General features: G+C 65.5%; 19 protein-coding genes and 2 pseudogenes. 5 read left to right on the top strand and 16 right to left on the bottom strand.

All coding sequences use genetic code 11. The features are described 5' to 3' along the window. Positions 1-2: 2 nt before the first annotated feature. Positions 3-692, bottom strand: coding sequence for a hypothetical protein (locus MARPU_RS07090; protein ID WP_005223806.1), 690 nt, complete (start codon positions 690-692; stop codon positions 3-5). 22 nt (positions 693-714) lie between these two features. Beyond that, positions 715-1,917 (bottom strand): class I SAM-dependent methyltransferase, encoded by a 1,203-nt coding sequence (locus MARPU_RS07085; RefSeq protein WP_005223807.1) that lies wholly within the window; start codon positions 1,915-1,917, stop codon positions 715-717. 194 nt (positions 1,918-2,111) lie between these two features. Here MARPU_RS07085 and MARPU_RS07080 point away from each other — a divergent pair, with 194 nt between their 5' ends. Beyond that, positions 2,112-2,507 (top strand): hypothetical protein, encoded by a 396-nt coding sequence (locus MARPU_RS07080; protein WP_005223808.1) that lies wholly within the window; start codon positions 2,112-2,114, stop codon positions 2,505-2,507. On the opposite strand, the gene flgL is transcribed toward MARPU_RS07080, so the two are convergent. The 14 genes and pseudogenes from flgL to MARPU_RS07015 all read right to left on the bottom strand — a co-directional run bounded on the left by flgL (position 2,504) and on the right by MARPU_RS07015 (position 16,824). After that, positions 2,504-3,754 (bottom strand): flagellar hook-associated protein FlgL, encoded by a 1,251-nt coding sequence (flgL, locus tag MARPU_RS07075; protein ID WP_005223809.1) that lies wholly within the window; start codon positions 3,752-3,754, stop codon positions 2,504-2,506. The genes MARPU_RS07080 and flgL overlap by 4 nt on opposite strands. 22 nt (positions 3,755-3,776) lie before the next feature. Then, on the bottom strand, positions 3,777-6,479 hold the full coding sequence (flgK, locus tag MARPU_RS16605) for a flagellar hook-associated protein FlgK (protein WP_005223810.1): 2,703 nt from the start codon (positions 6,477-6,479) through the stop codon (positions 3,777-3,779). A gap of 98 nt (positions 6,480-6,577) precedes the next feature. Beyond that, positions 6,578-7,642, bottom strand: coding sequence for a flagellar assembly peptidoglycan hydrolase FlgJ (gene flgJ, locus MARPU_RS07065; protein WP_005223811.1), 1,065 nt, complete (start codon positions 7,640-7,642; stop codon positions 6,578-6,580). Positions 7,643-7,644: 2 nt separating this feature from the next. After that, positions 7,645-8,703, bottom strand: a complete 1,059-nt coding sequence (locus MARPU_RS07060) for a flagellar basal body P-ring protein FlgI (protein ID WP_232229527.1) — start codon at positions 8,701-8,703, stop codon at positions 7,645-7,647. 106 nt (positions 8,704-8,809) lie between these two features. Then, on the bottom strand, positions 8,810-9,502 hold the full coding sequence (gene flgH / locus MARPU_RS07055) for a flagellar basal body L-ring protein FlgH (RefSeq protein WP_005223813.1): 693 nt from the start codon (positions 9,500-9,502) through the stop codon (positions 8,810-8,812). A gap of 20 nt (positions 9,503-9,522) precedes the next feature. Further along, entirely contained in the window at positions 9,523-10,314 is a 792-nt protein-coding gene (flgG, locus tag MARPU_RS07050; RefSeq protein ID WP_005223814.1) for a flagellar basal-body rod protein FlgG, read from the bottom strand. A 30-nt stretch (positions 10,315-10,344) separates the two neighbouring features. Next, positions 10,345-11,085 carry a flagellar basal body rod protein FlgF gene (locus MARPU_RS07045; RefSeq protein ID WP_005223815.1) on the bottom strand — a complete coding sequence of 247 codons (741 nt, stop codon included), beginning with the start codon at positions 11,083-11,085 and terminating at the stop codon, positions 10,345-10,347. Between the two features lie 23 nt (positions 11,086-11,108). After that, positions 11,109-11,873, bottom strand: a pseudogene (locus MARPU_RS17885) (flagellar hook protein FlgE); the annotation flags it as partial. Positions 11,874-12,449: 576 nt separating this feature from the next. Continuing rightward, positions 12,450-12,968: pseudogene (locus tag MARPU_RS17880) on the bottom strand (flagellar hook-basal body complex protein); the annotation flags it as partial. A gap of 61 nt (positions 12,969-13,029) precedes the next feature. Continuing rightward, entirely contained in the window at positions 13,030-13,710 is a 681-nt protein-coding gene (locus MARPU_RS07035; RefSeq protein ID WP_005223817.1) for a flagellar hook assembly protein FlgD, read from the bottom strand. Between the two features lie 10 nt (positions 13,711-13,720). Further along, complete coding sequence (gene flgC, locus MARPU_RS07030) at positions 13,721-14,140, bottom strand: flagellar basal body rod protein FlgC (protein WP_005223818.1); 420 nt, start codon at positions 14,138-14,140, stop codon at positions 13,721-13,723. A gap of 3 nt (positions 14,141-14,143) precedes the next feature. After that, on the bottom strand, positions 14,144-14,548 hold the full coding sequence (gene flgB / locus MARPU_RS07025; RefSeq protein WP_005223819.1) for a flagellar basal body rod protein FlgB: 405 nt from the start codon (positions 14,546-14,548) through the stop codon (positions 14,144-14,146). Positions 14,549-14,953: 405 nt separating this feature from the next. After that, a complete protein-coding gene (locus MARPU_RS07020; protein ID WP_005224642.1) occupies positions 14,954-15,766 on the bottom strand; it encodes a CheR family methyltransferase in 813 nt (270 codons plus the stop codon). Positions 15,767-15,891: 125 nt separating this feature from the next. Continuing rightward, a complete protein-coding gene (locus tag MARPU_RS07015; RefSeq protein ID WP_005224641.1) occupies positions 15,892-16,824 on the bottom strand; it encodes a chemotaxis protein CheV in 933 nt (310 codons plus the stop codon). Positions 16,825-17,086: 262 nt separating this feature from the next. Between MARPU_RS07015 and flgA the strand changes: the two genes are divergently transcribed. The 4 genes from flgA to MARPU_RS06995 all read left to right on the top strand — a co-directional run bounded on the left by flgA (position 17,087) and on the right by MARPU_RS06995 (position 19,501). Then, the gene (gene flgA, locus MARPU_RS07010; protein ID WP_005224640.1) at positions 17,087-17,833 is read left to right on the top strand and encodes a flagellar basal body P-ring formation chaperone FlgA; all 747 of its coding nucleotides are present in this window, start codon (positions 17,087-17,089) and stop codon (positions 17,831-17,833) included. Between the two features lie 100 nt (positions 17,834-17,933). After that, entirely contained in the window at positions 17,934-18,245 is a 312-nt protein-coding gene (gene flgM, locus MARPU_RS17875; RefSeq protein ID WP_005224639.1) for a flagellar biosynthesis anti-sigma factor FlgM, read from the top strand. A 26-nt stretch (positions 18,246-18,271) separates the two neighbouring features. Continuing rightward, positions 18,272-18,748 carry a flagella synthesis protein FlgN gene (locus tag MARPU_RS07000; RefSeq protein WP_005224638.1) on the top strand — a complete coding sequence of 159 codons (477 nt, stop codon included), beginning with the start codon at positions 18,272-18,274 and terminating at the stop codon, positions 18,746-18,748. 42 nt (positions 18,749-18,790) lie between these two features. Further along, a complete protein-coding gene (locus tag MARPU_RS06995; RefSeq protein ID WP_005224637.1) occupies positions 18,791-19,501 on the top strand; it encodes a flagellar brake protein in 711 nt (236 codons plus the stop codon). The last annotated feature ends 141 nt before the right edge of the window (positions 19,502-19,642 follow it).

The following is a 19,642-nucleotide window of genomic DNA, read 5'->3' as shown; positions in this document are numbered from 1 at the left end:
GCTCAGGTCGGGGCACGCAGCAGCGACCACACCTCGCCGTTGCGTTCGGGACAGAGGTCGCGATCGGCCGCCGGCACCTCGGGCGAACCGAGCGCGATCCCCAGCCGGGTGGCGAGCAGGCGCTGTCGACGCTCCATCTCCAGGCTGTGATTGGGGTTGGCCAGCAGCAGCTTGAACAGCTGCAGATCGTTGTGGAAGTAGGACGAGTCAGCCTTGGTGCACTCGAGCGTCTCGAGCAGTGCGGCCTGCAGCCAGAGCCCCAGATCGCCCTTCACCGGACGCTGGTCGAAGCTCGGCATCGGCGCGATCAGCGGGCGGTTGACATGGATCTGCAGGTCGTCCGGGATCGGCTCGGTCAGCCAGCTCATGCCCTGCAACAGACCCGCGACCTCACCGCCGGCGCGCTGACGCTCGCCGAGGTCGAAGAGGATGCGGATCAGCACCATGCGGGTGGCGAGATGACCATCCCCCTCGGCCCTGAGCTGGACGAAGCGTGCCATCGCCTCGGTCAGCGCCTGATAGCGTTCGGCCACCGGCCGAGTCGAGTCGTGGCTGTCGAGATAACGCTCGAGCGCCTCCTCGAAGCGCGACCAGAAGGGATCGCGACCATGGTCGGCGATCTGCCAGTCGATCAGAAAGGGCTGGGCATAGGGATAGGCGCCCAGCCGGATATACCATGCGCTCTCGGTCATCGCGATCTCCAGTTGAGCCGGTTCACACCATCAGGCCGCGCGCGCGCAGCCGCTCGGCGCGTGCCGGCGCACAGGCAAAGAGGTTACGACGGCGCGCATCGAGCGTCTCCGCCGTACCACAGGGGGCCAGGGCGCTCAGCGCATCGACCTGGCGATACAGCGCGTAACCGAGTGTCTCGACCGCCTGGCGCAACGCACCCAGGTCGCAATCTGGAGCGACCCGCAACATCAACAGCGGGTCATACGCGGCGAAGAACCGCTCCCCCGCTCGCAACACAGCGGGCAGCTGCCCGGCGGCGAGATCAAGACGCACCAGCGACGGACTCGCGCCCACGGGCCAGGCCGCATCGGCCAAGAGTTCGTCCAGGGTCAGCGCACCGACCGTGCGCGTCTCGAAGCAGTCGCCAAGGTCGTGCGGGCGCGCCGCCCGTCGCACCCGGATCTCGACCTCGTCGGACCCGCCCCCGATCGCCTGCTGCAACAGCACGACGCGTGCCTCCAGCGCATTCTCGGCAAGGCTGCGCGCCAGCAGTGTCGCGGACTCGACAACCGGCTCGAGCGCCAGCACCCGACCGCTGCCCTGCCCCATGGCATGGGCCATGGCGAGGGTATAGACACCGAGTCCCGCGCCCAGATCGAGCACCAGATCGTCGGGCTCGACCAGACGACGCGCCAGCGCCATCTCGGGTTCCGGCCAGTCCTCGCGCTCGAGCAACAGATAGGTGGGCAAGACGTCGATATCATTGGGGACATGGATGCGCACACCATCATCCATGGTCAGCAACAGCGAGCCATCGTCCGCCGTCGATGGCCTCGGCATGGTCAGCTCCGAAGACAGCGGCGCCGCAGCCGAGGCCGGGGTCGCCGCCATCGCCTCGGTGATGCGCTGGGCGAGCGCATCGGCCTCGGGGGAGTCGAGCCCGAGTCCGCGTGCGCGCTCCATCACCTCGGCAGCCTCGGCGGCACGTCCGGCGAGCAGCAGTCCCTCGACCAGGGTCAACCAGTAACCACCAACCTCCGGGGCCTGATCGAGCGCGTGGCGCACATGGTCGAGTCCGGCGTCGAGATCACCACGCTCGATCTCGATGATGCCGAGGTTGTGATTGGCCTCGGCATGATCGACATCGAGTGCCAGCACTGCACGATACAGCCACTCGGCGGCCTCGGCCCGTCCACCGCGCTGATGTTCGATGGCCTGCTCGAGCAGTCGTTGGGAGTCTGTCACGATCGTTGCTCCGAGATTGACGTTGGCGGATCGGGTGCGGGCGAAGACCCGGCGCCCCCGTGATTGAATGGGCATCCTAGCACCGATCGGCGAGCCGCCTAAAGTACCACCGGTGCTTGCCCGGGACGTCCCCGAGTGGCACAGTCCGGACTGGGGTCGAGCACCCCGCGAGCAAGCGACGGGAGGCGTCGACCATGACCATGCACACCGACCTGATCACCGAACTCGAGCGGGCCACCGAACAGCTGCTGGAGGCGGCGACGGGCGCCGACTGGGCGCTCGTCGAGACGCTGCAGAAGCGGCGTCGGGTACTGCTCCGGCGACTCGGCACGGATCTCAAGCCCGAGACATGGAGCGAGAGCGATCGTCGGCGACTGCAGCGCATTCTCGAACAAGAGGGCCACGCCGAGACGCGTGCCATCAACGAACGGACGAAGGTGCTGCGTAAACTGCAGCGACTGCGTGCGGCCGAAGGCGCCGAACACCAGGCCGAACCGCAGGACAGCCCGGGGGCCGCGCATACCGCGCAGCGGATGCGCAAGGCCTATGGCAGCCCCGGGCAGGATCGAGGTGGGTCCAAGACCTCCTAGAGGAAGTCGAACAACGACAGCCGATTGACCTGCACATAGGTCTGCTGCGCGGCCTGGAGCACGATCTCCTGGAGCTTGAAGCGGCTGATCGCCTCGGCGTAGTCGACGTCCTGGATGTCGGAGAGGGTGCTCTCGAGATTGAGTTCGCGCTCGGCATTGAGTTCGGTCTGGGTCTCGAGCGTCTGTAGCCGGGAGCCGACGGTGCTCCTGACGTCGCTGAGCCGATCGAGACCGGAGTCGATATTGCCGAGCGCGATCTCGACCGACTCGGAAAGTCGAGCGCGGACCTCGGGATCGCTCACCGGGGTCTCCAGCGCGGTGGCGATCGCATCGAGGGTGGCGAAGATGTCACGGTGCTCGGCCGGACGCGAGACCACGGTGTCGCCATCGGCCGGCGCACCGGTCAGGGTCACGCTGCGCCCGGCGAACTCGATCGCATCGCCGCTGTTGTAGGCAACGCCCTGGATCGGCGTGCCGCTCTTGTCGAGCACGACATTACCGAGGTCGTCGACCACGGAATATTCCATGGTCCCGGCGTTGTCGGCGAAGCGGATCTCGAAACGCTCACCGGCGGTGGCATCGAAGTCCTCACGATCCCTGATCTGCGTCTCCTCGACCACCAGTGAGCCGGTGTTGCCGAGCGGTTGCTGCGCCTCGAGCACCAGGCCACTGCGCTCGGGCAGGTCCATGAAGAGGACGTCGCCACTGTCACCGACGGCGATGGTGCTGGTCGACGAGAGTTCGACCTCGCGCACCGCTCCCGCCCCCTGGGCGCCGACATAACCGACCGAGCCGTCGGCCTCCTTGTTGAAGGGCTGGACGAACGAGCGGGTCCCGGCGAACAGGTATTCGTCGTTGGCGTCCCTGGTGTTGGCGATGTCGATGAGATCATCGCGCAGCTGATGGATCTCGCTGGCGAGATAGCTACGGGTCTGGTCGTTCTGGGTGTCATTGTTGCCGGCGAGCACCAGCTCGCGGGCGCGTTGCAGCAGGTTCTCCATGGCGATGATGCTCGCCTCCTCCTGCTCGAGGCGCGGCTGGGCATAGTCGGCGTTGCGCTGATATTGCTCGTTGGCGCGGATCGCGGCATTGAGCTGGCCGGCCTGGGTCGCCCCCGCGGGGTCGTCGGCAGGGGTGAGGATGCGCCGGCCGGTGGCCAGCTGTAGCTGGGTGTGGCTGAGTTCGGACTGCGCCCGCTGCATCGCCGTGACGCCGCTCTGGAAGGCCTGTTGGGTGGAGATACGCATGCTGGGCTCGCCTCCGCGGGGCTTAACGCCTGACCGCGTTGATCAGGGTATCGAACAGGGTGCTGGTCGTGGCGATCACCTGCGCCGAGGCCTGATAGGCCTGCTGGTAGCGCAACAGGTTGGCCGCTTCCTCGTCGAGGTTCACCCCAGAGATCGACTCGCGCTGGGCCTGGGCCGACTCGAGCTGGGTGGCGCTGGCGTCGCGCACGATCTGTGCCTGACGGGTCTGGGTGCCGACCTCGGAGATCAGGCTGTTATAGCCGTTCTGGATGCTCTCGTCGCCCTCGAGGGTGCGCGCGTCCTGGAGCCGGGTCAGCTCGAGCATGTTGCGGTTGTCGCCCTCGCGCTGGACATTGCCGGAGATCTCGAAGACCTCGCCGTCATTAGGCGCGCGCTCGAGCGTGACCTCCCAGCCATTGGCGGCGATGGTCACCTGGCCATCGGCGCTCCCGCTCACCGCCGAGGTCGGCAGCGGCACGCCATCGAGGCTGTACTGGAAGGTGGTGGCGTCGTAGCTGAGTTCGACGGTGTCGGCAAAACGCGGGTGTTCGCTGTCGGTCACCCGCACCTCGGCGGCGCTGACACCGTTGGCCGGATCGGGATAAACGGCGATCTCGGCAAGCCCGCCGATGTCGAACTGGTCACCCGCGGCGGGCTGCGAGTCGAGGGTCAGCGCCCAGCCATTGGCGGTGATCGTGGTGGTGTTGCCATCCGGTGCCACCTCGACTGCTGAATTCGGCAGCACGGTGCCATCGAGGACGTAGTTGGTGCCGTTGAAGGCCAGGGTCGAGGCGGTCGAGAAATCGGCCTCGGGATCGGTGACACGGCTCTCGAGCACCGCCGCCGTGCCGGTGTTACCGGCGTCCGGCGTCACCGCCAAGGTGCCGCCACCACCGACGGTGAAGCGATCACCGGCGATCCAGGCGTTCTGCAGCTCGAGCTGCCAGCCGTTGGCGGTGATCTGGATGTTGCCCGAGGGCAGCGTGGTGAGATCCGGTGGTGTCAGGGCAACGCCGTCGAGGGTGTAGTCGGTGCCGTCGAACTCGATCACCACCTCGTCGAGCAGATCGGGGTCGGTGGTGTCGATGACACTGCGGCTGACGACATCCGGGCGCAGATTGCCCTCACCGAGGACGATGTCCACCCCGCCATTGCCGGCAACGGAGAACTCGTCACCGACCTCGGGCGTGCCATCGAGGGTCAGCGCCCAGCCATTGGCGCTGATGGTGGTGAAGCCCTGCTCGTCGACGCTGATCGCACTCGGCGGCAGCTCGACACCATTGAGGGTGTAGCCATAGCCGTTGTAGCCGACCACGGCGCTGTTGAGCAGCCGCGGGTCGTCACCGTCGACGGCGACGACCGAGGCGATCTGCACCGCGCCGGCATTGAGATCGCCGGCATCGGCGACCATGGCGCCGGCGGCGGCGATCTTCTCCGGATCGCTGATCAACACCTCCAGCGAATCGGCCGCGCCCCGCGTCGGCTGGATCAGCCACTGATCGCGCGAGGCGGCGCCGGAGAGATCCCCGGTATCGATACGCAATCCACCACCGGTGAGCACGTCCGGGTCGTCGGAATCGGGCGTCAGCGGTACATCGGTGCCATCGGGGAGGGTCTCGAGACGGTAGGCGCTGCCGGTGAAACGCAGCCGGTAGTCGTTCGGCGTCAGCTCGCTGACGTCCTCGAGGGTGACCTCGAGCTGGCCACTGGCGGCATTGCCGGGCGTCGGATAGACGTCGGGCTCGGGGATGGCGAAAAGCTCGCCGCCGAGATTGCCGTCACGATCGACACCGAGGGTGTGCTGCTGGTTGAAGGCGGCGCCCAGGTTGAGGGCGATGAACCCCAGGGTATTCTGCGCCTCGTCGAGGATGCCGGTACGCGTCTCGAGCATGGCACCGAGTTCACCGCCGGTCATGAAGCGCGAGATGTCGACCGGCTGATCGCCCCCGGAGGTCTTGAGCCCGACATCGATGTTGCCGTCACCGGAGAAGGAACGTGCGACCAGCTCGGCCGCATTCCCGCCGGTGACCAGCGCCTGACCGTTGCCGACGAAGACGTTGACCGAGCCGTCGTCCTGCACCGTGGTGTTGAGGTCGACCTTCTCGGCGAGCTGGTTGAGCAGCAGGTCGCGCTGGTCAAGCAGGTCGTTGGGCTGACTGCCGCGCGAGTCACCGGTGACGATCTGGGTGTTGAGTTCGGCGATCGCCGCGGTGATCTGGTTGATCTCGTCGACGCTCGAACGGATCTCGCCGTTGAGCAGGTCGCGCTGCTCCTGGATCTCACCGTTGACGCGGGCGAAACGCGCCGAGAGCGAATCGGCCTCGCCGATCAGCGCGGTGCGCGCGGCGATCGCCGTCGGGTCGTCGGCGACATCCTGGACGGCGGCGAAATAGTTCTCGAGCACCGGCGCCATGCCGGTGGTGGCATCGGCGAGCAGGCTGTCGACACGTTCGGCATATTCGGCGCGCACCGAGCCGTAGCCGTTGTCCGAGAGACTGGTCCGCAGCCGGGCGTCGACCAGGTCGTCCTGGATGCGACGGATGCCGTCGGTGGTGACGCCCTGGCCGACGTAATAGCCACCGGTGAACTGTGGCGTACGCGTACTGAAATCGACCCGCTGGCGGGTATAGCCCTCGGTGGCGGCATTGGCGATGTTGTGTCCGGTGGTGGAGAGCGCGCGCTGGAAGGCCAGCAACCCCGATACCCCCGTCCCCAGAATACTCATACCCGTCTCCCGTGGATCTGCCGGTTGATGGATGCCTGGCCGCCGTCAACCACGACCGACCACTCCAGTGGACTCTGTTGTCGAAGCCCTCGCATCACCTACCCCCGCACTCGTGTTCTATCGGCCGGCGCCGTGGAAACTTGAGTCGCGGCAGGCGCTTCCGTGGCCTGTTCGGCGCTCATCCGTCGCAGCTTGGCGTGGATGCCGAGGATCTTCTCAGCATAGCGTGGATCGGTGGCATAGCCGGCGCGCTGCAGTCCACGCACGAACTCGCGCGGCGAGTCGACCTTGGTCAGCGCATCACCATAACGAGGATTACGTTGGAGGAAATCGACATAGTCCTCGAATGAGCCGGCGGGACTCGGGTAGGCACGGAAGCGCGCCTGCTCGCGACGGGCCACGCCGTCACGATACTCAAGCGTGCCGACCGAGACCCGCTCGCCCTGCCAGGCGCGATTGGCCTTGATGCCGAAGAGGTTGAAGCTGCTGCTGCCGTCGGCATGACGCGGTACATGCTTGCCCCAGCCGGTCTCCAGCGCCGATTGCGCGAGCAGCACATGTGGATCGACACCCAGTCGCGCCGCGGCCTGCTCGGCGTGCGGGGCGAGATAGTCGAGGAACTCCTGCGGGTTGCGCGGTGGCCAGCGCCCCTCGCCGGCGCGCGCGATGCTCGGCGCGGCCGCCCCCGACTCGCTCGCACCGGCGCGGGTGGTCGTCGTCTCGGCGGCGCCCGCCGCCGCTGCCGGATGCATCCGCCGCAACCAGGGGGTGCGCTCGGGGACAGTGAGGGTGCGCCCGGCGCCGGTCTCGACGCTCACCGTCGACCCCGACGGCGAGAGCTGGCGCAGCAGTGCCTGACGGATGCCCAGTCCCCGCCCTTCGCTCAGGTTGGCCGCGATCTGCTGATCGTGCATCTCCTGGTACATGCGGCTGTGCTGCGAATCGAGGATACCCTCGCCGAGCGAGGCGGTGCGCATCTGCTTGAGCATCTGACCAACCAGCAGCGACTCGAAGGCGCGCGCGGCGGTATCGAGCGCGGCGGCATCGTTACGCCGCACCACGGTACCGAGCGACTTCAGGCTCGCCGGATCGGCGGCCAGTCCCTGGGGTCGCGACAGGTGCGCCCGAGCGCTGAACGCGGCGCTGGTGTCGAGCGGCAGCATGACTAGATCACCACCAGCTCGGCGCGCAGCGCGCCGGCCTCGCGCAACGCCTCGAGGATCGACACCAGATCGCCGGGCGCGGCGCCGACGTTGTTGACCGCGCGCACGATCTCGTCGAGCGAAGTCCCCGGAGCGAACAGGAACATGCGGTTGTTCTCCTCGGTCACGTCGATGTCGGTATCGGGCACCACTGCGGTCTGGCCGCCGGCGAGCGCCTGCGGCTGCGAGACCAGCGCGTCCTCGCTGATGGTCACGGTGAGACTGCCGTGCGAGACGGCAGCGGGATAGACCTGCACCCCGGAACCGATGACCACGGTACCGGTGCGTGAGTTGATCACCACCCGGGCGGCGGGCTCGCCGGTTTCCACCTCGAGGTTCTCCAGGGTGGCGACGAAGTCAACCCGGCGACCCGGGTCGATCGGCGCATGGATCTGCACCGAGGAGGCGTCCATCGGCTGGGCGACGTCGTTGCCGAAGGTGCGATTGACCGCCTCGGCGAGCCGGCTGACGGTGGTGAAATCAGGGCGGTGCAGACTCATCACCATCAGCCCGCCCTGGGCGAAGGCGCTCGGCACCTCACGCTCGACCGTCGCCCCCCGAGGGATGCGCCCGACACTCGGCACATTGACGGTGACCCGACTGCCGTCGGCACCCTCAACACCGAAACCGCCGACGACCAGATTGCCCTGGGCAATGGCATAGATCTCGCCATCGGCGCCCTTGAGCGGAGTCATCAGCAAGGTGCCGCCGCGCAGACTCTTGGCGTTACCCATCGACGAGACGGTGACGTCGATGCGCTGCCCCGGCTTGGCGAAGGGCTGCAGCTCGGCGGTCACCATCACTGCAGCAACGTTCTTGAGCTGGGGGTTGACGTCGGCCGGCACGGTGATCCCGAGCTGGCCGAGCATGTTCTTCATCGTCTGGATGGTGAAGGGGGTCTGGGTGGTCTGGTCACCGGTGCCGTCGAGCCCGACCACCAGGCCATAGCCGAGCAGCTGGTTGTCGCGCACCCCGGAGATGGAGGCGAGATCCTTGACCCGTGTCAGCCGGGCATCGTCCATGGCCTGGATGTTGCCCGCCAGCGCAAGCGGCGCAAGCGTGCAGAGCAGCAGCGAGAACACCAAAGCGAGACTGCGATCGTTCATATCGAACCCCTTGCCCGCGCCATCAGAAGGGGAACAGCGGGCTGTTGGCGATCCGGGTGAGCCAGCCCGGACCATTGCTGTCGGCCAGCGCGCCGGTGCCGCCATAGTAGATCTGGGCATTGGCGACCTGGGTCGACTGCACCGTATTGCTGGCACTGATATCGACCGGGCGCACGATCCCGCGCAGCCGCACGTACTCCTGTCCCTGGTTGATCCCCAGCCACTTCTCGCCCTGCACCACCAGATTGCCGTTGGGCAGCACCTGGGCCACGGTCACGGTAATGCTGCCGGTGAGCTGGTTGCTCTGCTTGGAGTCGCCGGTCCCGTCGAAGGTCCTCCCGGCGGTGGAGTTGGCGGTGAACAACGAGGCACCACCGCTGGTCACCGGGCGGCCGGCGATGTTGACGCTGCCGAGATCCATTGAATAACCGGAGTCCTTGGCGGTCGAGGTCTCGGCGCTCTTCTGGGCGTTGGTGCTCTCGGTGAGCTGGACGGTGAGGATGTCGCCGACCCGTCGCGCCTTGTAGTCCTCGAACAGGGTCTTGGCCTGCGCCTGCTGGAAGATCGCCCCGGTATTGAACTCGCTGGCTGCAGCCGAGGGGGGCGTCACCGGCAGGTACTCGGGCGAGTCGCCCTGACGCGGCGGATCGAGACTGGCGCACCCCGACAGGGCCGAGACGATCACTGCCAGCGCGATGAGTGGACGGGTGTTCATGCGGTGCCTCTTCCCGACCCTCAGCGGGCCAGGTTGTTGTTGACGAACTGCAACATCTGATCGGCGGCGGAGACGGCCTTGGAGTTGACCTCGTAGGCACGTTGGGTCTCGATCATGTTGACCAGTTCCTCGGCGATGTTGACATTGCTGCTCTCGAGCGAGCCCTGGATCACGGTGCCGATGCCGTTGAGTCCGGGGTTGGACTGCTGCGCCGCGCCCGAGGCCCCGGTCTCGAGAAACAGGTTCTCGCCCATCGGCTGCAACCCCGCGGGGTTGATGAAGTCGGCCAGCTGCACGATCCCCAGCTCGACGCCCTCGGGCTCGTTGGGCAACTGGGCGGTGACGGTACCGTCCTTGCCGATGGTCAGCGACTGGGTGTCCTCGGGGACCACCAGCCCCGGCTGCAGCGGATAGCCGTTGGACATCACCACCTCGCCGTCGGCATTGAGCTGGAAGGAGCCGTCGCGGGTATAGCCGATCTCGCCGCTGGGCAGCAGGATCTGGAAGAAACCGCGCCCCTCGATGGCCATGTCAAGGGCGTTCTCGGTCTGGATCAGATTGCCCTGATTGAACAGCTTCTCGGTGGCCACGGTGCGCACGCCGGTCCCCAGGGTCAGACCCGAGGGCAGCTGCGCCTCCTGGGTGGCCTGGGCACCGGGCTGGCGCACGGTCTGGTAGAGCAGGTCCTCGAACACCGCCCGCCCCTTCTTGAAGCCGGTGGTGTTGACGTTGGCAAGATTGTTGGAGACGACCGACATACGCGTTTGCTGCGCGTCGAGTCCGGTCTTGGCGACCCAGAGGGCACGATTCATGGTGCGACTCCTGTGCTGGCGCGAACGCGGTTAACTGATCCCCAGCAACTGATTGCTGGTCTGTTCGAGACTGTCTGCGGTATCCATCATCTTGACCTGCATCTCGAAGTGCCGGGAAAGCTCCATCAGCCGGGTGAGGGCCGCCACGGTATTGACGTTGCTGCCCTCGAGCATCCCGGTGACCACCTGGACATCGGCATCCGGCGGCACTGGTTGACCATCCTTTGCACGAATCAAGCCATCGTCCGTGCGCATCAGGTTGTCGGTATCGGGCTTGACCAAGCGGATGCGCTCGACCGCAGCCAGGGTGTTCGGTGCGGCGCCCTGCGGGCGCACGGTGATGGTGCCGTCGGTGCCGATCAGGATCGACTCGAAGGGCGGCACCGCGATCGGCCCGCCGTCACCGAGCACCGGCAGCCCGCGCTCGGTGCGCAGGATGCCGACGCTGTCGACATGCAGATTGCCGGCACGGGTATAGGCCTCGCCCCCGTCGGCGGCCTGCACGGCGATGAAGCCCTCGCCACGGACGGCGACATCGAGATCGCGACCCGTGCTCTGCAGCGGCCCCGGGGTGAAGTCGATGGCCTCGTTGCCAACCTGTACATAGTCGCGCGACGGATACACCGGCCCGCGCACCGGCGCGGTGTAGGCATCGGCCAGCGCCTGGCGGAAGCCGTGGGTGTCGGCATTGGCCAGGTTGTGGTTGTTGATGCTCTGGGCGTAGAGATTCTCCTTGGCCCCGGACATCGCGATGTACAGAAAACGATCCATGACTCAGCCCCGTGACCCGCGCCTCAGCGGATGTTGATGATGGTCTGGGTGATGGCGTCGGCCGTGGAGATGGTCTGCGCGTTGGCCTGATAGTTACGCTGCGCGATGATCAGGTTGACCAGCTCCTCGGCGAGATCGACGTTGGAGGCCTCGAGCCCGCCCGATTGCACCAGCCCCAGACTGCTGGTGCCGGCCTCGCCATAGACCACGTCGCCGGCGGCATAGGACTCCGCCCAGTTGTTGTCACCGAGCTGCAGCAGACCCTGCGGGTTGGTGAAGTTGGCCAGCGCCACCTGTCCCAGCGCCGCCGACTGGCCGTTGGTGTAGCGGGCGAACACCACACCCGATTGATCGACGTCGAAACCGACCAGACGCCCGGTGGTGAAGCCGTCCTGGTTGAGATCGTCGACCGAGTAGTCGGGGCCGAACTGGGTGATGTCGGAGAAGTCGATCGAGACCACCCCGGTGGCCTCGCCCGTGGCCGGGTCGATCTCACCGAGCAGACCGCCATTGACCGGGTCGTAGTTGGCAAGATCGAAGGTGAAGTCGGTCGCCGTGGTCGGACTGGTCATCACGCCGTTGGAGTCGAAGGTGAGCTTCACCGGGCCTTGCGGCTGCGGCGGCGACAGATTCGATCCGGAGAGATCGACATAGGCCTCCCACTCCAGGGTGTTCTCCGTCTTGACGAAGTACATGGTCGCGGTGCGCGGCGCGCCGAGCGAGTCATAGAGGGTCAGCGCGGTGGAGTACTGATAGGTCTCCGGATCGGTCTGGTCGAACTTCACCGGGGCCCCTGGCTCGAAGGTCACGCTGAACTCGTCACCGACATCGGGGGCGCCCGAGAGCGTCAGCTCCCAGCCGTTCTCGGAGATGACGTGCTGACCGCCGTTGACCGTGGCCAGAACCAGCTTGCCGTTGAGCAGATACTGTTCGTCACCGCCCGCATTCGGTCCCTGATAGACCAGGGTCGCCGGATCGAGGATGTCGGGGTCCGAGGAGTCGAGCACCGCCAGACTGCTCACGGTCACGGCGCTGGTGTTGGCGCTGCCCACAGTGGCCGTCGCCTCGGGCGCGGTCGAGAACTGATCACCGTCGGCGGGCGCGCCATACAGTTCCATCGCCCAGCCATTGAAGGTGATGGTGGTCTTGCCGTCACTGGTGACGACGTTCTCCGCCGCGATCGGGACCTGGGTACCGGTCCCGTCATCATAGGTGTACTGATCGTTGGTCGCGTCATAGGTGACGGTGAATGGTTTGAGATAGTTCGGATTGCTCGAATCGACCACATAGACCCGGGACTCGGTCACCGCACCGGTGTTGGCGGGGTCGGCCGTCACATTGATCACCCCCGCCTCCTCGTCGATGATCTGCTCGGCCTCGGAGCTGAGGTTGATCGACATGTCGACCTCCGAGGTCGAACGTGGCGGATTGTCGCCGAAGTCGAGCTGGAGGTCGCTCAACTGGCCGGTGCTGAAACCGGGGTCGGGGCTGTTTTCCTTGACCGGCGGGAACACCTGCAGACGCTGGCCGGCGCTGTTGACAACAAAGCCGTCGCGGTTGACCTGGAAGGCTCCGGCGCGGGTGTAGAGCTGCTCGCCGTTGTCGTTGAGCACGAAGAAGCCCTCACCGTTGATCGCGAGATCAAGCGCGTTGTCGGTGAAGTCGATGTTGCCCTGGCTGAACTGCTGGGTCACCGCCTCCAGACGTACGCCCGAACCGATGGCGGTCTTGGTGATGTCGCCGTAGGAGTTGGCGAAGACGTCGGCGAACTCGGCGCGCGACTCCTTGAAGCCGACGGTACCGGCGTTGGCGATGTTGTTACCCGTGACCTCGAGGTCGGCCGATGCGGCGTTCAGACCACTGAGTCCGATGCGAAAAGGCATGATGCGTCTCCTGAACTAGAGCTGATATCTGCGATGACGTCCCAGGGTCTACCGGCGCGCCTCAGCTGCCGATGCGGAACACACTGTTGAAGTCGACATTGCCGAGCCCCTGGACCTGAAGCACCAGGCCACTGTCCTCCCCACCCAGGGCGACGCTGTTGACCTCGCCACTGACCAGGGTGTAGAGCGCCTCGGTCCCCTCCCCGAGCATCGCCCTGGACTTGAACTCGTAGGTGCCGCTAGGCGCCTCCGTTCCGTCGTTCGTCAAGCCGTCCCAGGTGAAATCATGCAAGCCCGATGCCTGGGTCCCGAGATCCATCGAGCGCACCACCTGCCCCGCCTCGTTGTAGACATCGACCGTGACGCCAGTCCCGGAACTCGGCAGACTGATCGCCCCCGCCACCGTCTCCCCCGACTGGAACTCGAAGTCCTCGGCCGGCACCAACACATCGCGTCCGACCAGAGACGCGCCTTGCAGGGTTTGCCACTGACTGAACGACTGCGCCAGCGATTCGAAGGCCACGGTCAGCTCCTCGATACCCGTCACGGTGGAGAACTGCGCCAACTCACCGATGAACTCGCCGTTCTCCATCGGCTTGAGCGGGTCCTGGTTGGACAGCTGGGTGGTCATCAGCTTGAGGAAGTCCTCCTGGCCGAGCGAGTTGTCGATCGGTTCAGTCTTGGTGCTCTCGTAACTGTTGAGTCCCAGACCAGTGATCACATCGGTATTGATTTCACTCATGGCGAGACTCCTAGCTCTGACCGATGCGCAGGGTGCGCTGCAACAACTGGCGCGAGGTGTTCATCACCTCGACATTGGCCTCGTAGCTGCGCGAGGCCGACATCATGTTGGCCATCTCCTCGACGACACTGATCGCCGGGCGGAACACATAGCCCTCGTCATTGGCCTGCGGGTGGTTGGGTTCGTAGTTGGGGATCGGCTCGGCAGTGGAATCGACGATATCGGCCACCCGCACCGGACGGGCCGCGCCCGTGGGGTCGCTGCGATCGAGCAGGGTCTGGAAGAGCACCTGCTTCGACTTGTAGGTCTCCTCCGGCGAACTTGCCGCGGTGTTGGCGTTGGCCAGATTGGAGGCGACGGTATTCAGTCGCACCGACTGCGCGGTCAGCGCCGAGGCCGAGGTGTTGAAGACACTGAATAGGGTGCTCATGCCTTACTCCTTGCGTAGTGCGGAGCGGATGCCGGAAACCCGACGATTGAGGAACTCGAGACTGCTCTGGAACTGCATGGCGTTCTCGGCGAAGGCGGCGCGCTCGAACTGCGGATCGACAGTGTTGCCGTCGAGCGCCGGTTGCGACGGGATGCGATAGAGCGGCGCCATCGCCGAGTCCAGATCCGCACGCGGCAGCGGCAGATGGCCCTGCTGGGTCTGCTCCAGCCGCAACAGATCATCACGCTCGACCTGGGTGGCGAGCGCAGACCTGAAATCGATGTCCTGTGCCTTGTAGTTGGGGGTATCGGCGTTGGCGAGGTTCGAGGCCAGCAGCTCCAGACGCTGGGCCCGCACCTGTACCGCCGCGGGCTGGATCCCCAGTGCCTTGTCGAGTGAAAGACTCATATGGAACACGCCTATGGCATTGACTTGCCGAAGTCAATGCAAACATCGAGCCAACTTGGAGACTGGAGACTGGAGACTGGAGACTGGAGACTGGAGACTGGAGACTGGAGACTGGAGACTGGAGACTGGAGACTGGAGACTGGAGACTGGAGACTGGAGACTGGAGACTGGAGACTGGAGACTGGAGACTGGAGACTGGAGACTGGAGACTGGAGACTGGAGACTGGAGACTGGAGACTGGAGACTGGAGACTGGAGACTGGAGACTGGAGACTGGAGACTGGAGACTGGAGACTGGAGACTGGAGACTAGAGGCTGGAGGCTGGAGGCTGGAGGCTGGAGGCTAGAGGCTGGAGGCGACCCCGCCGCGGCCAAGCAGGAGCGCGAACGGGGTCGGGGTGGGACGCTAACGACGCCTAAGCACGGCGCCCTTTGGTGTGCGAACCATCTCGAAGGCACTGGTGTAGGAACCGACCGATTCGGAGGCCCCGACGAAGAGATAGCCGCCGGGTTCCATCTGCCTGGCAATGCCGTCAAAAACTCGACGCTTGGTCTCGGCCGAAAAATAGATCAGCACGTTGCGACAGAAGACGATCTCGAACTTGCCGAGCGCGGCATAGGATTCCATCAGGTTGAGCTTCTGGAAGCGCACCCGACGCTGGATATCGGGCTTGATCCGATGCCCCTCCTTCACCGTCTCGAAGAAGCGATCGCGGCGCTCCTTGCTCAGGCCGCGCACGATCCCCAACCCGTCGTAGACACCGGCACGCGCCTCGGCGAGCACGGTATCGGAGAGGTCGGTGCCAAGCACGCTGGTCTGGATGTTCTTCGGCGGAAAGCTCTGCTCCCACTCGGCCAGCACCATGGCGATACTGTAGGGCTCCTGCCCACTCGAGCAGGCCGCCGACCAGATGCGGATCGGGCGTTTTTTCTCGGCCAGCTCGGGAAGGACCTCGTGGCGCAGGATCTCGAACGGATAGACGTCGCGAAACCAGGAGGTCTCGTTGGTCGTCATCGCGTCGATCACGCGTGACTTGAGCGTCGGATCCGCAGAGCGGCGCAGCGCGCGCAGCAGCTCCTCGACACTGGAGAAGGAGAACTCACCGAGCAGGCGTGAGAGCCGGCTGGAGACGAGATACTGACGATTCTCGCCCAGCACCAAGCCACAGCACTCGGAGAGAAAGCGCGAGAATTCTGCGTAGTCTTGCGGATCTATCACGACAGACCTCTGGCCAAACGTCCGTTCGCACCCGCCATGCACTGGCGCAGGACCACGCTGATCGAATCACTCAATGGAATACTCACACTTTCTATGCATCAGGAAGACTGTAAGGACCATCCCGCTCAGGAGCCGTCCGCGGGTCGACCACCATGCTTCATCACCATCGCAGCCAACTCGTCTGGATCGAACTTCGGCAGGAAGTCATCGGCCCCGGCGCGCTTGACCATATCGGCGTTGAACTGCCCGCTCAGCGAGGAGTGCAACACCACTGGCAGATCCTTGAGCTTGCTATTGTCGCGGATCTTGCGGGTCAGGGTATAGCCGTCCATGCGCGGCATCTCGATGTCGGAGATCACCATCTCGATGGTCTCCGAGACATCGCCAGTCTCGGCCAGCTCCTCAAGGAAGTCGAGCGCGGCGCGACCATCGGAGCGGGTCTCGACCTGGAACCCGATCTCGCCAATGGCGCGCTCGATCTGCTTGCGCGCGACCATCGAATCGTCGACCACCAGGATCGATTTGTGGTGATCGATGTGCTCGGCACGCTCAAGGGTGGTCTCTGAAACGTCCTCCTTGAGCTGGTTGATGGCGGCGAACACCCGCTCGACATCGATGATCTGCACCAGCCGCCCCTCGACCTCGGTGACCGCCACCAGGTAGCTCTCTTGCTCGGTGCCTCGCGGCGGCGGCTTCACCGTTTCCCAGTTGACGTTGACGATACGATCCACAGCCGAGACCCAGAAGCCCTGCACTGAGCGGTTGAACTCGGTGACGATCACCTTGGCATCGGTATCATCTCCCGGCCGGTCGACGAAGCCGATGGCCTGCGCCAAATCGATGATCGAGACCGTGCGGTCACGGATCGTCGCCACGCCGCGCACGATCGCGCTCGCCCCGGGCAGTTGCTGCAGCTTAGGGCGCGCGATCACCTCGCGGACCTTGAACACGTTGATCCCGAACGTCTGGTCGCCGCCGAGGTGGAACAGCAGCAACTCCATGCGATTCTGCCCCACCATGCGGGTACGTTGATCGACGTCGTCAATAAACTGACTCATCTACCACCTCCAAGTCGAGGCCCGCCGGCCCGGGTGCTCATGCCTGAGCATGATAGCCTAAGCTGACGGGCTTCATGAATGAATTCGGCCCCTTCGCCCGTTTGTCTCCACCTCTCCGGGGCGTCATGCCCCGATGATGCCTCGCGATCGATTCTGCCCCGGACCAGGCTCCGGCGCGATTTCTGCATGCAATCGCATATCGGACAACCGGCCCCTTCGCGCGCCGCCACTCCCGCCAGCATCAACTTCAGCGGTGACCCCCATGCAACCACCCACCACGATCGACAACCCGACACAGCACACCACCGGCCTGGCGATCGCCCTCGCCTGCACTCTCTGCCTGCTGTGCTCGGCGCCGACCAGCCAAGCCGGCGAGATCGAGTCGATCGAACGCCTCCGCGATACCGTGGCCACCTATCTCTCGGCGATCACCCAAACAACAGGCACGGACGAGATCGAGGTTCTAGTCGGCCAGATCGACGCCCGCCTGCGGCTGGCGCGGTGTGATCGCACGCCGAGCGCCAGTCTCGCCCCCGGCGCCCGCACCAGCGGCCCGACCACCGTCAACCTGCGCTGCTCCGAACCCGTGCAATGGTCGATCTTCGTCCCCGCTCGCATCGAGCGCCACACCCGAGTCGTGGTCGTCGCCAGACCGATCGCCCGCGAGCAGCGTATCCAGGCATCCGACCTGCGACGTGAACGTCAGGAGGTCTCGAGCCTGAGCGGTGGTTTCTTCAAGGACCCGAACGCCGTGATCGGCATGGAGGCGCGACGCGCGCTCACCCCGGGGCAGGTCATCACCAGCGCTCATGTCGCCCCGCGCAAGCTTGTCGAGCGCGGACAGCTGGTCACCATCTATTCGGGAAGCGGCGGCCTGATGGTCCGAATGTCCGGCGAGGCGCTTGAGGATGGAGCAGCGGGCGAACGCATCCGCGTGCGTAACCGCTCCTCGCGCCGGATCGTCGAAGGCTATGTGGAACCCTCTGGGCATATCCACGTACCATTGTAGCCATATGATGGGGCTGCGACGGACACACGACAATGGACTACAGTTTCCTGGTCGACGGCCGTTACCAACAGTGAGCCCACGTCGATCGGAAGCAACGCCAATGGACATCAAGAACCTCACCACGACCGCGTTTCGCACCGAAGGCAACAACTCCGCCGGCAGCGGCGTGCGCGGTGGCGCCAAGGCGCCTGAGGGCGAGGCCCAGGCACGCCCGGGCGGCGAGGGTGGGGAGACGGTCACGCTGACCTCTGCGGCCAAGAGCATGAGTGCATCGCGTGGCGAGTCGGCCGAGCCGCCGATCGACGAGGCCAAGGTCGCGCAGATCAAGCAGGCCATCGCCGAGGGCCGCTATCCGATCGACAACCAGCAGCTCGCCGACAGCATCATCGAGTTCGAGCAACTGCTGGCCTGAATCACCGCCTGACTTGAGGTTGGCCCATGGAGCACACCGGTCCCTTCGCCCACTCGCTCGAAACAGCGATCGCCCTGGCGACCCGTCTGGAGCAGGCGTTGCTCGACGAGACCCGGGCGATCGAGTTGCGCGATCCCGACGAGTTGCAGCGCGTCGTCGCCGGCAAGCAGCAGCTGGCCGACCAGCTCGAGGAGGAAACGCTGCGCATGAAGCAGTGGGTCGAGGACACCGGCTACACCTTCGACGCCCAGGGCGTAGAGCGGTTGCTCGAGCGTGTCGATCCACGACGCGACCTCACCCCGCGCTGGGATGCGCTGCGGGGCTACGTGGTGCGCTGCGACCAACTCAACCGCACCAATGCCACGCTGATCAATCGCGACCGCAAGCGCGTCACTCTGTCGCTGCGCATCCTCCGCGGCGAGGACCCCAACGCCACCACCTACGACCCGCGCGGCCAGGCCAACAACGGCACGTCACACAGCCGTACCATCAGCCGCGCCTGACGGCGTCGGCCCCGTCCTGGCAACTATAGATCGAGCAGCACCATGGCCGCAGAAGAGCTGATCACCAACCCCGGACGGATCTCGACCATCCTCAGCGACATGAACCACCGGCTGCTGGTGGTCAACGTCCGCCTCGACCCCGACGGTCCACTGTTCGCCTCCTCGCTGATCCGCCTCGAGAGCGAACAGCGCACACTGTTTCTCGACGAACTCCACCCCGAAGAAGGACATCAGCAGGTCGGCCAGGCCCACGAGATCCGGGTCTATGGCAACCTGCGCGGGATCGCGATCCGCTTCTCGACCCGGGTGGCCGACATCCTCGAGGAAGACGGCATCGCACTCTACGCCTGCCCCTACCCCGAAGCACTCAACTATCTCCAGCGTCGCGAGATCTTTCGCGCCGCCCTGCCCTTTGGCGAGATCCGTCACGTTTGCCTGCACCACGTCAACTCCAGCGACACACTCAACGGCCGACTGCTCGATCTCTCGGCCAAGGGCTTCTGTCTCGAGGTCGATTGGAGCGATATCGCTCGGGTCGAGCCCGGCACCCTGCTGCACTACTCGGGGATGCAGCTGCCGATCCTGAACGCACCGCTGACCGGCGAAGCGGTCCTGATCAACAGCCGGCCAGTGGCCGAGCCCGGTCGCTTCGCCGCCGGCTTTCGTATCGTCAATCTCGATCAGGGCACCGAGCGCGCACTGATGCGTGCAACCCTCCACTATCAGCGTGAGGCACGCAAGGTCGCGGTCTGACCCGCAGGCCCCGCACCACGCCCCGCATGAGCGAACCCATCCCAGGTCAATCACTGCCGCAACTGCTGAGCAGCAGCCGGATGCAGGGCAGCGTCAGGGTACAGCAGGCGCTGGAGCTGACCATCGGGCTGAAACTCGAAC

Source organism: Marichromatium purpuratum 984 (genome assembly GCF_000224005.2).
Lineage (GTDB): Bacteria > Pseudomonadota > Gammaproteobacteria > Chromatiales > Chromatiaceae > Marichromatium > Marichromatium purpuratum.
This window is presented reverse-complemented; position numbering and strand designations above follow the sequence as displayed.